The organism is Bdellovibrio sp. NC01 (assembly GCF_006874625.1).
Taxonomy (GTDB): domain Bacteria; phylum Bdellovibrionota; class Bdellovibrionia; order Bdellovibrionales; family Bdellovibrionaceae; genus Bdellovibrio.
Genome location: NZ_CP030034.1, coordinates 862,976 through 876,557, shown reverse-complemented (window position 1 = coordinate 876,557; position 13,582 = coordinate 862,976). Strand labels below are relative to the sequence as shown.

Annotated in this window: 12 protein-coding genes and 1 rRNA gene; 5 read left to right on the top strand and 8 right to left on the bottom strand. The window is 44.0% G+C overall.

Going from position 1 to position 13,582, the window contains the following annotated elements:
• The first annotated feature begins 71 nt into the window (after window positions 1-71).
• Window positions 72-2,309, top strand: a complete 2,238-nt coding sequence (locus DOE51_RS04255) for an ATP-binding protein (RefSeq protein WP_142695332.1) — start codon at window positions 72-74, stop codon at window positions 2,307-2,309.
• Here DOE51_RS04255 and DOE51_RS04250 read toward each other — a convergent pair whose 3' ends face one another.
• Genes DOE51_RS04250 through DOE51_RS04240 form a run of 3 tightly spaced genes read right to left on the bottom strand, consistent with a single transcriptional unit; the run spans window position 2,310 to window position 4,475 of the window.
• Window positions 2,310-2,564 (bottom strand): DUF2945 domain-containing protein, encoded by a 255-nt coding sequence (locus DOE51_RS04250; protein ID WP_142695331.1) that lies wholly within the window; start codon window positions 2,562-2,564, stop codon window positions 2,310-2,312. It lies immediately after the preceding gene.
• 19 nt (window positions 2,565-2,583) lie between these two features.
• Window positions 2,584-3,060, bottom strand: coding sequence for a methylated-DNA--[protein]-cysteine S-methyltransferase (locus DOE51_RS04245; RefSeq protein WP_142695330.1), 477 nt, complete (start codon window positions 3,058-3,060; stop codon window positions 2,584-2,586).
• Complete coding sequence (locus tag DOE51_RS04240; protein WP_142695329.1) at window positions 3,057-4,475, bottom strand: Ada metal-binding domain-containing protein; 1,419 nt, start codon at window positions 4,473-4,475, stop codon at window positions 3,057-3,059. The genes DOE51_RS04245 and DOE51_RS04240 overlap by 4 nt, the downstream gene beginning before the upstream one ends.
• Before the next feature lie 203 nt (window positions 4,476-4,678).
• Between DOE51_RS04240 and DOE51_RS04235 the strand changes: the two genes are divergently transcribed.
• The 3 genes from DOE51_RS04235 (at window position 4,679) to DOE51_RS04225 (ending at window position 7,550) form a co-directional block, all read left to right on the top strand.
• The gene (locus DOE51_RS04235; RefSeq protein ID WP_142695328.1) at window positions 4,679-5,131 is read left to right on the top strand and encodes a hypothetical protein; all 453 of its coding nucleotides are present in this window, start codon (window positions 4,679-4,681) and stop codon (window positions 5,129-5,131) included.
• Complete coding sequence (locus tag DOE51_RS04230) at window positions 5,131-6,303, top strand: MFS transporter (protein WP_142695327.1); 1,173 nt, start codon at window positions 5,131-5,133, stop codon at window positions 6,301-6,303. The genes DOE51_RS04235 and DOE51_RS04230 overlap by 1 nt, the downstream gene beginning before the upstream one ends.
• A gap of 170 nt (window positions 6,304-6,473) precedes the next feature.
• Entirely contained in the window at window positions 6,474-7,550 is a 1,077-nt protein-coding gene (locus DOE51_RS04225) for an OmpA family protein (protein WP_142695326.1), read from the top strand.
• A 56-nt stretch (window positions 7,551-7,606) separates the two neighbouring features.
• On the opposite strand, the gene DOE51_RS04220 is transcribed toward DOE51_RS04225, so the two are convergent.
• The 4 genes from DOE51_RS04220 to DOE51_RS04205 form a co-directional block, all read right to left on the bottom strand.
• The gene (locus DOE51_RS04220; RefSeq protein WP_142695325.1) at window positions 7,607-9,319 is read right to left on the bottom strand and encodes a S9 family peptidase; all 1,713 of its coding nucleotides are present in this window, start codon (window positions 9,317-9,319) and stop codon (window positions 7,607-7,609) included.
• 225 nt (window positions 9,320-9,544) lie between these two features.
• The gene (locus DOE51_RS04215) at window positions 9,545-9,757 is read right to left on the bottom strand and encodes a hypothetical protein (RefSeq protein ID WP_142695324.1); all 213 of its coding nucleotides are present in this window, start codon (window positions 9,755-9,757) and stop codon (window positions 9,545-9,547) included.
• Window positions 9,758-9,775: 18 nt separating this feature from the next.
• The gene (locus DOE51_RS04210; RefSeq protein WP_142695323.1) at window positions 9,776-10,471 is read right to left on the bottom strand and encodes a FliG C-terminal domain-containing protein; all 696 of its coding nucleotides are present in this window, start codon (window positions 10,469-10,471) and stop codon (window positions 9,776-9,778) included.
• Between the two features lie 291 nt (window positions 10,472-10,762).
• Window positions 10,763-11,920 (bottom strand): hypothetical protein, encoded by a 1,158-nt coding sequence (locus DOE51_RS04205; RefSeq protein WP_142695322.1) that lies wholly within the window; start codon window positions 11,918-11,920, stop codon window positions 10,763-10,765.
• Window positions 11,921-12,213: 293 nt separating this feature from the next.
• Here DOE51_RS04205 and DOE51_RS04200 point away from each other — a divergent pair, with 293 nt between their 5' ends.
• Window positions 12,214-12,969 carry a hypothetical protein gene (locus DOE51_RS04200; protein ID WP_210415560.1) on the top strand — a complete coding sequence of 252 codons (756 nt, stop codon included), beginning with the start codon at window positions 12,214-12,216 and terminating at the stop codon, window positions 12,967-12,969.
• Window positions 12,970-13,208: 239 nt separating this feature from the next.
• Here DOE51_RS04200 and rrf read toward each other — a convergent pair.
• Window positions 13,209-13,325 (bottom strand): 5S ribosomal RNA (gene rrf / locus DOE51_RS04195).
• Window positions 13,326-13,582: the final 257 nt, after the last annotated feature.

Here is a 13,582-nt window from a genome sequence, read left to right as displayed (position 1 = left end):
TAAATGTGTCATTTGTTTAGTTTGCGAAGTCCTCTTTGGGATATCAAAATTTTTCAGATATAAATTCCTTCATGTTGACCAATCTTTTACAAGAGTGGAAATTAAAATCTCCTCGCCTTGTCGCCACCATAGGTCTGTTGACGTTGCTGCTTATAGCTTTGCTGTCGTTTGTGTCCGCAAGAAATTTTCAAACAGCGGCGGTATTACGTCAAAATACCGACCGCAATCTTTATGAAGCCCGTGGATTTAAAAGTGCATTTGAAAAATCTAAAAACTCACTCAGTGCGCTCTATCTTCATCCACAATCCACAAGCCTAGAAGATTTCAGCGCTGCAGAGAATGAGGTTCGCGCCGGCTTACGTAATTTGCACGACCTTCAAGGAAACAACAAAATTCAGACAAGAAGAGTTCAAAAAATTTCATTTCTGACAGAGACAAAACTAAAGGATTGGTACCAACGTGCATCTGACATAAGCAATGGACTTCGTGCGAATGCCCGGGAATTACAAAATACACTTTCAGATTCAACCGTCGCCGAAATCGAACAAACGCTAGTCGATTTCATCAATGAAGAAGCTGCGACATTAGAAGAACGCGTCGTTTCCGCCGAAAATCATCTTCGCCAAATCATGCTGCTTTTCACTATTGCCTTGTTATGTGGCGCGGGACTTTTCCTGCTCGCGATTTTTACATGGCGTAAAGAAATCAAAAATCGTAAAGCAGGAGAGCTTTACCTGGAGGCCGCCAACAAAAAGTCTCAAGAAATGCTGAAACTAAAGTCCTCATTTCTTGCAAACATGAGTCACGAAATTCGCACACCTCTGAACGGAATCATAGGTATGTCGAAGTTGCTTGAACACTCCCCCTTAAACGATCGACAAATGGAATATGTCGAAACCATCAAAACTTCTTCCGCATCCTTGTTGTCACTTATCAACGACATTTTGGATTTTTCAAAAATCGAGTCTGGAAAATTTCAACTCGAAGAAACAAACTTTGAACTGGCCTCTCTTTTAAAAAGCACAGTCTCTATCGTCGAATACTCCGCGAAAGCAAAGAACCTAGAAATTATTTTGGACGTGCAAGAGGAAGTTCCCGAATTCTATACCGGCGATCCCTTACGTATCCGTCAGATTCTGCTAAATCTTTTAAATAACGCCATCAAGTTTTCCGATCAAGGGCCCATTCTTTTACGAGTCAGCAAACAAGAATACGAAGATCACAGCAGTGCCAAGCTTTTATTCGAAGTGATCGACCGAGGAGTTGGCTTCGATCACGAAACGCGTGCTAAACTTTTCCAAAGCTTTTCACAAGGCGATAACTCTATGAGCCGCCGTTATGGTGGCACAGGTTTAGGACTTGCGATTTCCAAACAAATTGTCGAGATGATGAATGGAACGATCGATGCCGAAAGCGTCGCCGGCCAAGGCTCACGCTTTTTCTTTTCACTGACGTTAAAAATTGCGAAGTACGATCATTCCATTCAATCCATTTCAAGCATTAGCTCGGTGAAGCCATTGCAAGCGCATATTCTTGTAGCCGAAGACAATCGTATCAATCAAAAGGTCGCAGAAGAAATGCTTGGGCTTATGGGCTGCACCTGTAAGGTTGTTGAAAACGGACAACTTGCAATTCAAATACTTCAGAATGAAGACTTCGACTTAATCTTAATGGATGCACAGATGCCCATTATGGACGGTTACGAGGCAACCCGGGCCATTCGCCAAGGACAAGCAGGGACTGCGAATAAAGCCATCCCTATTCTAGCAACGACGGCGAATGCAATTAAAGGCGATATTGAATTATGCCTTGAAGCCGGAATGAATGACTATATCAGTAAGCCCATTGCCTTTAATGATCTGGCATTTAAAATTGAAAAGTGGATTGCCAGAGGCCGCTCTGCCATCGACGAAATCACTGTGAAGAAATTAAAAGCACAAGCAGGAGCTCATTCAGAAAAGTTCTTTAAAGAGCTCGTCGAAATATTTGCCGAGGACGCGCCAGAGGCCGTCAGCAAAATGCGCATTCACCTGGACAGTAAAAACTTCGAAGCTATTCCGCCAATTGCGCACACTCTAAAATCGTCTGCCGCAATACTGGGCGCCCTGCGTTTAAAGGATCTTGCAGAAAGAGTTGAGCGCTCCAAGACCGAGCCGATCACCGAGCAACAACTGAAACTCTTAATCGATAGTATAGATAAAGAATTAATCTTTGCGCTCGAGGATCTGATGAACAAGGTGAAAATTAAAGACTCAACGGAAAAGAAAACTTCTCCGCGCAAGTCACAAAAACCGGAAGCTGGTGTCTAACTACGGCAAAGGCTCAAATACAATTTTGATTTTCGTCTTTAATGACTTGCGAAGTTCTCGTTCCAATTTCAGCGCAATATTGCCGGAATCCGCGCGAACTAAATAGGCAGGCTCTTCTTCTGAACCATGGCGTGTGATCTTCTTACCCTTAATCGTTTTAGAAACGGACTCTTTAAAAACTTCTTCGACTTTACCGTGAATCGTCCCACCAGCCCACGACCAAGTCACTGATGAACCTTTACGAAACTGCGCCATGACTCCCCCTAAAGAAATCTTAAAGCTTTAAACTTTCAAGAGCGAGAAGTTTCGACTTCGCCGGCAAACCTCCGGCATATCCTCCCAAAGTGCCATCACTGGCGATAACTCTATGACAAGGGACAACAATAGAAATCGGATTTCTGCCATTTGCCGTCCCCACCGCGCGACAGGCTTTGGGTTTATTCACTTTTTCTGCCAGCTCTTTATAAGACAGAGTTTTACCATAAGGGATTTTTAAAAGTTCAGCCCAAACCAGTTTTTGAAATTCAGTGCCAATCAGATCTAATTGCAACGTGAACTTCTTCAAATCGCCGCGCAGATAGGATTCGATTTGTTCAACAGTTTCACGAACCATACACATGCCTTCCGTGCGATCTCGTAAAGAGCTCGCAAATGGAATGTCTTGTTTCTTCCAATAAATTCCACGCAAACCTTTTTCAGAAGCTACGATGAACATGGATCCCACCGCTGTCTTAAGTTCCCACTGAATCATTTGTTTGCTCCTTTACCATATTCACGCCACATGAGTGCCGCCAGATAGCCTCGCCATGGACTGACTTTGTCTAAAATATCCTTAGCATGTTGCTGCAAGGCTCTTCCCAAAATTAAATCCGTCGCCGGAAAAACATCTGTGCCGCGCAAGGCTTTCAATGCGATGTAATTCGCAGTCCACGGGCCAATGCCTTTGATAGATAAAATATTTTTATGAAACAGATCCACATCTTGAGTCGACTCTAAAGACAGCTTTCCTTCCGCGATCGCTCGTGCAAAACCCTTTAGGGCCATCTTTCGCGCCGTGGTCGTTTTCAGTTTCGTCAAATCTCCATCGACAATTTGTTGAGCCGTCGGAAATAGACGATAGATCTTTCCGCCATATTCGATTTCATCCCCTAACATCGCCATCAGATCATGAACAAGCGAACGACCCCGCTCAATACTAACCAGTTGTCCAAGAATCGCAGCGATGGCAATTTCAAACGGGTCCCATCCCGATGGCAAACGCACTCCCGGAAATTTACGATACATCTTTTTCACGACTGGAATTTGCTCAAGAGTATTGGCAATAACCAATGGATCAGAATCCAAATCGAATACATTGCGCACGCGAGTGACAATCGCATGGATCATCGTCGTATCTGGGAAGTCAATTTCAAGCATCAACGCAGACATCTCAACATCATTGCTAATTGCGACTTTCCCAACCTGCCCGTTCAACGAAAAAATGCGATGCATCTTTCCATCTTCGAACCATTCCAAATCGCCAACACGATGATTGAAGTACGACATCATCAGTCCCTCAAAATCAAACGGCGGGCGATAAGGTAATGAAATGCGCAAAGGCTCCCCGTCTTTTATTTTTTGGCGACGAATCTGCGATGGAGTTTTCTTAAAACGTTCTTTAAAGGCATCATTAAAACGACGGATCGAAGAAAATCCAGAGGCAAAGGCCACTTCGGTCATCGCCAACTGCGTTTCACTAATCAGTTTTCGTGAAAGATTCAGACGATTTTCAAAAGCAATTTGCTTTGGCGTCTTGCCGACCTCTTCCATGAACAAGCGACGCAAATGGCGAGCACTTAAACCAAACAATTCAGCGAAGCGATCTTCGTTGAATTCGATGCTTTCCAAATTATTTAGGACCTTTATGGCACGTTGTACGACGGCGGTCGTACCAACCCATGCTGGTGATTGCGGCGCACTTTCAGGACGGCAACGTAAACAGGGGCGATAGCCCGCTTTTTCCGCCGCATGATGATTCGCAAAAAATTCGACATTTTCGCGCTTAGGTTTCGCAGGACAAATCGGACGACAATAGATTCCAGTCGTTTTCACTCCTACAAAGAACTTCCCATCGAAGCGGTGATCGCGGGCAAGCATTGCTGTATAAAAGATATCGTCCTTTTTCATAAACCCACTATAACGTAAAAATCCCTCTACAACTGGCCATTTTCGGACATTGTCGTCACACTGCTTTTAAGCCAATTTCTAGACCGCAACAATACGTGGCACGGTGTGCACTTTGACTTTTGTTCATATCTCCTAAGCACTTAAGACTTGCCGCCCCCGATTTGGCTTTCTATAGTGAGGCGATCAAAGATGTTGAGGTGACTATGCGTTACGTTTTAGTTCTATTAATGGCGTTATCATTTGAAACTGCGTTTGCGAAAAAGAAGGGCAAAGCGCCGGAAGGTTGTGACATGTATTTCTCACAACAGAAATTCTGTGGCGTTGTTACCTGGACAAAAAAACCAGTTGTCGTTGCGGCACCGACTGCAAAAGACGCCGCTGAATTTGATTTGAAACTTTGGGATTTAAACCAAGGTAGGCAATTAAACAAACCCGCCGTTCTTAAAGCAGATCAGCAATTGGTTGTTTCTTTATATATGCCTGACATGGGTCACGGATCAGAACCTGTTGTCTTAAAAAAAGATGATAAAGTCCCTGGCCTTTATCATGTGACACAAGTTTTGTTTTCAATGGAAGGTGCCTGGGAAATTCGCGGTCGCATTCAACAAGGAACAAAAACTATAGACTCTGCGGCGATGCCGTTCATGTTTAAGTAATGAAAAAGTCAGTGTTGTGGTCCATGGCTCTTGCGGCCGGGATCTGTGTCGCCAATCTTTACTACTGCCAACCTTTGCTGCAACAAATTCAGCAAAGCTTAGGCGGTAGTGATACTGAAATTGGTTGGATTCCAACACTGACACAAATTAGTTATGCTCTGGGGATGTTATTGCTCGTGCCTATGGGCGATCGCAGTGAAAGAAAATTCTTAATTGTTTTGTTCACCGTGCTGTCAGGTTTTTCTATGATGGCCTTCGGTTTTTCACAAAGTCTAACCGCTGCTTATATCTTTAGTTTCTTCATTGGCATCTCAACGATGACTCCCCATCTAACAATCCCCTTTGCCGCAAACCTTGCGCCGGTTGAAACGCGTGGCAAAGTTGTTGGCATTGTGATGAGTGGTTTGTTACTTGGCATCTTGTTATCTCGCACCGTTGCGGGCTTCGTCGGTGATGCCTTCGGTTGGCGCGTGATGTTTATTTCTGCCGGAGTCGCTTTAGTGATTTTAGGAGCCGCCTTAAAAATCACACTTCCTCGTAGTGAGCCCACTTATCAAGGAAGTTACTGGGGACTTTTACAATCGGTGTGGCACTTAGTTAAAACTCTGCCGCAACTTCGTGAAAGCATGCTCTTCGGTGCGGTCCTTAACGCCTCATTCTGTGCGTTCTGGGCAACACTGATCCATCTTGTCAGTCATGAGCCCTTCAATCTTGGAGTCAAAACAGTTGGTGTCTTCGGCCTTATTGGTGCTGTTAGTGTTTTGGCTGCTCCTATTGTCGGAAGTAAATCGGACCGCAGCAATCCACGCAATTCGGTGGGCTTCGGTATTCTCTTAACATTACTTTCGTTTTTTATTTTCCTAATTTGGGGAAGCACTTCACTGATTGCGTTGGGCATTGGTGTCTTTGTGATGGACCTAGGCGTGCAAGCTGCGCACGTTGCTAATCAAACGCGTATCTATAGTCTTCTGCCTGAGGCGCGCAGTCGCTTGAACACAGCTTATATGTTTGCGTACTTCTCTGGCGCAGCGATGGGCTCATGGCTCGCAAGCTATGCATGGAGCAAGTATCAGTGGCAGGGCGTGTGCATTCTTTCCATTGCGTTCTTACTCTTAGGCCTTTGCGTTTATCTTTTCGGAATCGTTTTTCCATCTAAAGCACACACGCACTGATATAACTCTCGTCTAAAAAATTTCGCGTGCGAAATAATTGTAGATCCAGCGAATGACAGCACACATGGCTCCTCCATGTATGACTACACAAATGAGTTTATGATGCTCCTAAAATTTGACCTATGGAAAATCAGGCGGATACTGAGACTGACAGAAAAAAGGAGACACCCATGAAAAAACTCATTCTTGCTTCATTGCTGTTCGTTGGGGCCCTTGCACAGGCTCAGGACCAATCGGCAACTTCCAGTACGCTTCAATTTTCGAAAGAGGCGGTTGAAACAAATCCGCAAGGCCTAATTCCATTTATCGGGGCCGGTGGTGGTTACACTGGATATGACGGTGGTGGTAATGGTTCTGTGGAAGGTACACCAGGAACATTAAAACTATTAGGTTCTTATTATTTCGAATCGCCTTGGGTTGGTGAGGTTGGTTACGGTTTCAACTCCCAATCTTTCAGCCAAACAACAGCCGTACAATCCAGCATTAATAATGCTGCGGTCGAACTCGCTGCTCGTTATCGTTCAGACTCTCGCTGGCAAACAGGTGTCGTAGCCGACCAATTCATGGGTCAAGGTGAATTCTACGGTGCAGAACAAGCCGACGCGCAATTCGTAGGTTTGCAAGTACTTAAAGAGTTCAACATGGCTCCAGCATGGTTAGGCCGCGTGGGTGGTCGTGCGATGGCACTGACTAATAATACCGGCGAACCGGCGTACATGTACCTCGTGGACTTGCAAATCGGTTGGAATCCACACGCTTACAAAACTTCAGCAAGAACAGTTCAAGCAGAGCCTGTAGATACATCATCACAAGCATTGACTGAGGCTGCCCCAGTTGAAGAAGCTCCAGTACTGCGCGACGTAGCTTACAGCTCTCTTGCAACAGCTGGTGCGATCGAGTTCTCTTCAGGTGCTTACAAAGTATCTAAAGCAGACACTCAAAGATTGTCTAAAGTCGCAAAAGTCTTGAATGAAAATAGCGACCTTTTAGAAAGAGTGGAAGTCGTTGGTTACACTGACGCTACTGGTAGCGACAAAACTAACGAAAGAATCTCTAAAGCCAGAGCTGAACAAGTTAAATCAATCCTACAAAAAAATGGATTGAAAGACGTACCAGTAACTGCAGTGGGCAAAGGCGCATCTGAAGCTTCTGGTGGCTCTGTCAAAGCCGATCGTAAAACAGAATTGGTATTCGTTGGTGTTAAAGATGAAGATGCTCTTCGCCAAGCATTAGCTAGCATTGAGTAACGATTTGCTAACTCAACGTAATAGAAAAAGCGCGGAAGTTCCGCGCTTTTTTTTATTTATTCAAAATTAGTACGAGTCACCATCACGAACTCCCCGGCATTAGTACCGTTGAGCGGCTGATAATCCTTCGTTCTAAATTCCACTTTCGTATTGAACTCGCGAGTGATTGCCTGCGCTTCGATCGCGCTTCGTGGCACGCGCGCGCCTAGTGATTTCAACGAACTCACTGGCACGGCATAAGACTTCGTCGTCACACATTCGTCTGTGCCACTCCAAGGTCCCGCTTCGTAACATTTGCTGCCACTCCAGTTAAAGATACGGAATGACACTTTCACATCGCTTGAACCAGATTTAAATTCAAATGCTTGGCCCACGTGTTCTTCAACACCGTACATTTTTTTGAAGCCATAACTCCACGGAGTCACAGTTTGATAATATGTCGGCAAGAATTCCGGACTATGAGTCATCACGAAAGTTCTCAGTACTGCTGACGTCGCCAAAGGACCGTAGGCACCTTGAAAACCACAGTGACTACCATAAGCGATATTTAAAACGCCCACATACGGAGACTTCTCATAGTAATCATCGTTCTCCATCACATAAGCATTCAACTTATTATTCACGACGATGTCGTTCTTCGCAGCCCACACCAACATCGGAGTTGCCACCCTTGGCTTCCAATTCCAGAAGTTATTCGATTTAAAGAATGAATCTGGCGTACTAGCAATTCCACGACGCTGCAGAGACGTTGAAGCAAGATTGCCAATGAAATCTACCATCTCGCTTTTCTTTTTAGGAAGACGGCTATCTTCCAAAAGGTCCGCAACATTCAAACCTTTACGAGCATCAACGAACTGCTGCTTCGTCAAATTCGCGAATACAGGACCAACAATCAAGCTGCCATACAGACTTTCAAGAGTCGGCTTCAAACTCACCACAGGACAAATCGCTGCCACAGAGTTGAAAACTTTTGAGCCGTCTGCTTGAGGATACATGTCATTGTATGTCGCACCAAAGATCGCAGCGTTACCACCCAAGCTGATACCCATCAAATGCATGCTGGATATACGGTCTTTATAGGCCCACTGTTCCTTCAACCATTGACCGGCAAGCAAAGCCTCATACCCTTCAGAATAACCACCTAAAGAGACGATATGATTCAATTCCATATAGTCGAGCCCCGTCTGACTTGCGAGCAAGACAACATTGAATGGGCTTTGATCAAACAAGCTCATCAAATAAGCCTTCATCGACGGTGATTCAGATGCAGAACAAAATGTTCCGCACTTCACCACGACCAGAGGACGAGGACGCGGATCATTTTTCAAAGCCATGATCGCTGGCAACTTAATTCCGTTCGAAAGAGTCATAGTGAACTCTTTTACTTGCGGATGTTGCAAGAATGGATATTTGAACATCGAATACTTCACTAAAGCCAACACACCTTTGGGTGACTTTTGTGACAATTCAGATTCACAACGGACGAAATAGTCTTTCGCAAGTTTAAAGTACTCTGCAGAAGAGCGCTTTTTACTTAACACTGTGTCCTCGAAATATTTCGGGTCACAGGAAGGACTGATATCCTTTGTGTTCAAGCCATCTGGAATGGATTCAAGGAATCCGGTTTTAGAAGCGGCATCATCGGACTTCACTGCAACTTCAGTAAGGAATTGCTCCTCACGACCATCGTTCTTAGAGCTCGCTTGAGCCTGAGTTGCTACTGAAAATACGAGAACACCCATCACTAAGTGAAAAGTCGAAGCTTTCATTTGTACTACCCCACGCACTACGAAAGCTCTATCGGACGCGGGTTTCACGAGTTTAGTCAGATCTAGTTTTGTCAATTCTATGAACAGTTTTCCGAACAATTGCTCTAGATAGAATTAACCAATGAAAGAGATGCAACTTTACTTCTCCTTCAAACAATTTCTCAAAACGACGCGCGACTTTTCTAATTTGAGTAAATAAATCTAGCCCTAATTATTTTGTAAACATCACGAACAAAGAAAAAATACGAGCGCAAACAAGAGTGGACGTCTGTAGACAACGACACCGCCGACGTTATTGTTCTGCAACTGGCAAAACAATTCTCCAGCTATTTCATCTAATGAACCTACCACCAGTGTTGGCGTTGGCGTTGGCGTTGGCGTTGGCGTTGGCGAAATAAAAATGGCCTGCGCAGTTTTCTGAGCAAGCCATTTCTTCAATTATATTTTATTTTTCGACTAAGCGATTTTCTTAATCTGCGCGAGCTTATCTTTCAACACAGAGTTTTCATGCTTCAAAGCATTGACCTCTGATGCCAATTGATTCACTTTGCGTTTCAAGAACTCAGTCTCTTGCGAATTCGCAGGAGCTGCGACCGCACCATCGTTGTCACCAACGATATTTGGCTTCGAGTCTTTCTTCATCGCATCTGTTTCATACAGCGGAACTGCATGCACCGTCGAGCTCAAAACCTCTTCGATGTTTTCAGGGATATGCAATTCAGGATCAACCTTATCAAGGCGAATAATCCCTTGAGAGATAAAACCACGAACCTCTGACAGCATTTTCGAAATACAAGTTCCCTTCTCTGCTGCAGAAGGATTTGATTCCGTCATCAAATCAGTGATTTTTCTTTTTGAAATCGGTGGCAGACAACTTAATAGCTGCTCGATTTGCTCTGGAGGATTTCCATGAAGCGCATAAGCCAAAGTCATCGGCTGCACGCGCGAGAAAATCTCTACCAGATATTGACCATCCCAAGAATACACTCTTGTGATAGTTAGAATTCTTTGTCGAAGTGCCTCTTCCCATACTGGGCTCTCACCCGCGATCAAAGTTAGAAACTGTTCCCTCTTTGCAGAAGGAGAAGTCTCCAACAATTGAAGAAGTTGAAAGAAGCCGCCCTTTTTCTTGTAACGATCTAACATTCCCATGGATTTTTTATCGGAAGTAAGACCCCAGACTAAAGCTATGAAATCGAATAAATGCAGTATAAAAAAACTTTTACAGGTTTGAAAAATTCTCGAAAATTTTCTGTAAACTACTTCGCCACTTTCTCAAACATTCACACTCTTCCGTCTCGCTTCGAGACGGAAACAATCTCTACAAGCTTTAACTGATGTCTATTGTGTCTTTCAAAATTTACTGAATTTTTTCTTCAACCATAATAAAAAACGACGAACCTTGTGAGTTCGCCGTCGGTGGTTTTAATTTTTAAATTCGAATTACAAGCTCGAGCACTTGTATGACAAGCTCACACTCGTACCTGGAGCCAAGTACTGATTAAAGTGCAACGTCTTACCATCAACCCAGTGAGAAACCGCAGAACCCGACACAGTCACGATAAGGTCTTCAGGGTTTGAACATTGAAGCATGATATCTTTGATCGCATTTTCGATACGTGTCTGAATGTTGCCAAGCTGACCCGTATAGTTTTCCGAACAGATGTCTGCAGCGACACCCCAGTTGCTCGTGATAAATGCTTGATATGCTTTACCGTAGCTACCAGATACTGCACCCGCCGTCGCCGGATTCACTGGGTTGCCAAGCGCTTGACTGTTTTGCACTGCCAAACACGCTGTATCGCCAGGTCTCACCATAATCGCATGCACACTCAAGGAATTATATTTATCAGTGCCATAGACAGACTTCACTTTATTCACAAGAGTCGCTGGTAAGTCCAATTCACTTAATGTAGAAGTCACTAACCAGTTTGTTTCACCGTTTTCGGCATTACGATATTGACCACTTCTTTCATCTTCATCACCTAAGAAGATAATCGACAAGTGAGCATCACTTCTGATGAAGTTGCTTGGATTATTCTGCACCACTAAATTTGCAGAATAAATACCGCGCTCATCACCTGATGGACAATTCTCTGAATAAGCCGCTGCATACGCAGATGTATTCTGTGATGAGAAATTCTGTGCAATCCAGTTTTCACAGGACGCTGTTTCAGGTCTTTGAATCGCAGAATTAAATAATGAAAAACGGTTTGCATTCGAAGGAGTCAGGTAAGAGCTACCATCTCCAAACGAAATCAACTTACCACCTTGCGGGAATTTACCACCGCTCACGTCAGTCGTCGTGATCGCGATACGGTAATCCACTCCGCGTGCATCCAAGTTTTGAATAAAGTTAGCAAAGCGAGGAGCCAAACGCTTTTGCTCGAAAGACATTGATGCTGAGTTGTCATCGACAATCAGGATATCAACCTTTCCTGCACCCGCAGTGACCGAATAGTTGAACGAGTATTTTCCGTTTTCAACCACACAGCCGCTATCTAAGCACTTGCTATCATCCAAAGAGAACTTCACTGGGGAACATCCCACGTAAAGTCCGACAACAAAGGACATAGCTGCGAATTTAGTAAGCGCTTTCATAAGACACCTCTCCTGCCTTCTTATATCCAACCTTGATGCCAGATTTTAACGATACGGCTAAGTTATTGAATTCATTAGATATGTCACAGGTTACGAAAAGGAAGGGTGACGAACAGAACTGTAGATCCTTTAGACAGCAGCCCTCAAAAAGGCCCTTTTACTTAAGAATTTCAACTGCTTAGATTTTTAAGAGGACCTAGCCCGAAGGAGCGATTTTGGGCTAATCTGCGAAAGCCTTTGAGCGCCTCCTCTTTGTTTCTAATAATATTCCTACAGCCACCAGCGAGGACATCATGCTTTATAAACTCATCGGCGCCTTAGTTATCATTTCAGCAGCAGCCATTGCATTTCTAACGTTGAACGAAGAAGGCATGCAAATCGCGAAGAAAAAAATCATCGGCAAAAGCGCCGCTACCTGCGTGCAACTAACTCCCGCAGAACAATTAGTAAAACTGATCGATGACGATTTGATCGCCTTGGGAAAAGCAAAACAACTTCCAGCTCAATGGAGCCACATCGCGACTGTAGAATATAGAAATGGTTCTGAACTTGCGCGCGCCATCTTAGGAAAAGCAAAACCCGGCATTCAAAGAGTTAAAGAAGGAACTGCTTACCTCGAAGTAGAAATCATGGATCTACCAGACGAAGAAAACCCAGGCATCATTTTGCAAATGAGTTTGTTCGACATCAAATCCAAAAACAAAATCTTCGAAATCGGTCGCACATACACAATGAACGACCTGAATCATCAGACTCCACCACCAGAAGCCCAACAACAAGGTGGAAACAAAGTTCAACAAGGACAACAAGCACCGACACAAAACCAGCAAGCAAATCCACAACAAAATGCTGCTGAAACAAATCAACAAGTGCAACAACCACAAGCAGCCCAACCACCTCAAGGTATGCAACCAAACCAACAGGGCAATCAAAGTGGCGCTCAAGTAGGTCAACCACCAAACACTCAACAAGCTCCAGCGAACCAAGCACCACCAACACAAAGACAGCAGCAACAACCGAATCAGCAAACTCAGCCGGCACAACACTAAGAAATAAAAAAGGCGCTCGTTGAAGTGCCTTTTCTTTTCCCACGAAAAAAACGATCTAATAAGAACGAAGAAAATCTTTGCTTGAGAGGTATTTCAAGTGAGTAGCGGTTCTCTTCAATGATCAATACTTAAAAAAATCCCAGAACTAATCACCAAGAGACATAAATAATATTTTATTTATAAAAAGGATAATAAAAAACCCGATTAGTTTTAAGGCTAATCGGGTTCGAGTAAAAAAGAGCTGGCGTCGTGCTACTCTCCCACACGGTTGCCCGTGCAATACCATCGCCGCAAGAGGACTTAACTTCTGAGTTCGGAATGGGATCAGGTGTGGCCCCTCTGCTATAAACACCAGCAAAGCGTTTATTAATCAAAGTGGAAGCATTCTTAGTACTTCCTTTTTCGTTTTGCAACTTTCTTCCAATCCAAATGGAGAAGTTACTTTCTTATTTTGATAACTGAATGATTGATTTAGCTGATTTTTAGCGATCGTCTGCACTCTAACTTCGTTAGAGTAGATCGGTTAGTTCCAGATTTAGCTCTCTTACTTATTCAGAGAGATAGTCTCTATTTTCCCGAAGGAAAAGTCTTTGAGACGAAAACTTCGTTAACA

Coding starts and splice junctions, on each gene's coding strand:
- DOE51_RS04255 (WP_142695332.1), top strand. CDS start 72: ATGTTGACCAATCTTTTACAAGAGTGGAAATTAAAATCTCCTCGCCTT.
- DOE51_RS04250 (WP_142695331.1), bottom strand. CDS start 2,564: ATGGCGCAGTTTCGTAAAGGTTCATCAGTGACTTGGTCGTGGGCTGGT.
- DOE51_RS04245 (WP_142695330.1), bottom strand. CDS start 3,060: ATGATTCAGTGGGAACTTAAGACAGCGGTGGGATCCATGTTCATCGTA.
- DOE51_RS04240 (WP_142695329.1), bottom strand. CDS start 4,475: ATGAAAAAGGACGATATCTTTTATACAGCAATGCTTGCCCGCGATCAC.
- DOE51_RS04235 (WP_142695328.1), top strand. CDS start 4,679: ATGCGTTACGTTTTAGTTCTATTAATGGCGTTATCATTTGAAACTGCG.
- DOE51_RS04230 (WP_142695327.1), top strand. CDS start 5,131: ATGAAAAAGTCAGTGTTGTGGTCCATGGCTCTTGCGGCCGGGATCTGT.
- DOE51_RS04225 (WP_142695326.1), top strand. CDS start 6,474: ATGAAAAAACTCATTCTTGCTTCATTGCTGTTCGTTGGGGCCCTTGCA.
- DOE51_RS04220 (WP_142695325.1), bottom strand. CDS start 9,319: ATGAAAGCTTCGACTTTTCACTTAGTGATGGGTGTTCTCGTATTTTCA.
- DOE51_RS04210 (WP_142695323.1), bottom strand. CDS start 10,471: ATGGGAATGTTAGATCGTTACAAGAAAAAGGGCGGCTTCTTTCAACTT.
- DOE51_RS04205 (WP_142695322.1), bottom strand. CDS start 11,920: ATGAAAGCGCTTACTAAATTCGCAGCTATGTCCTTTGTTGTCGGACTT.
- DOE51_RS04200 (WP_210415560.1), top strand. CDS start 12,214: ATGCTTTATAAACTCATCGGCGCCTTAGTTATCATTTCAGCAGCAGCC.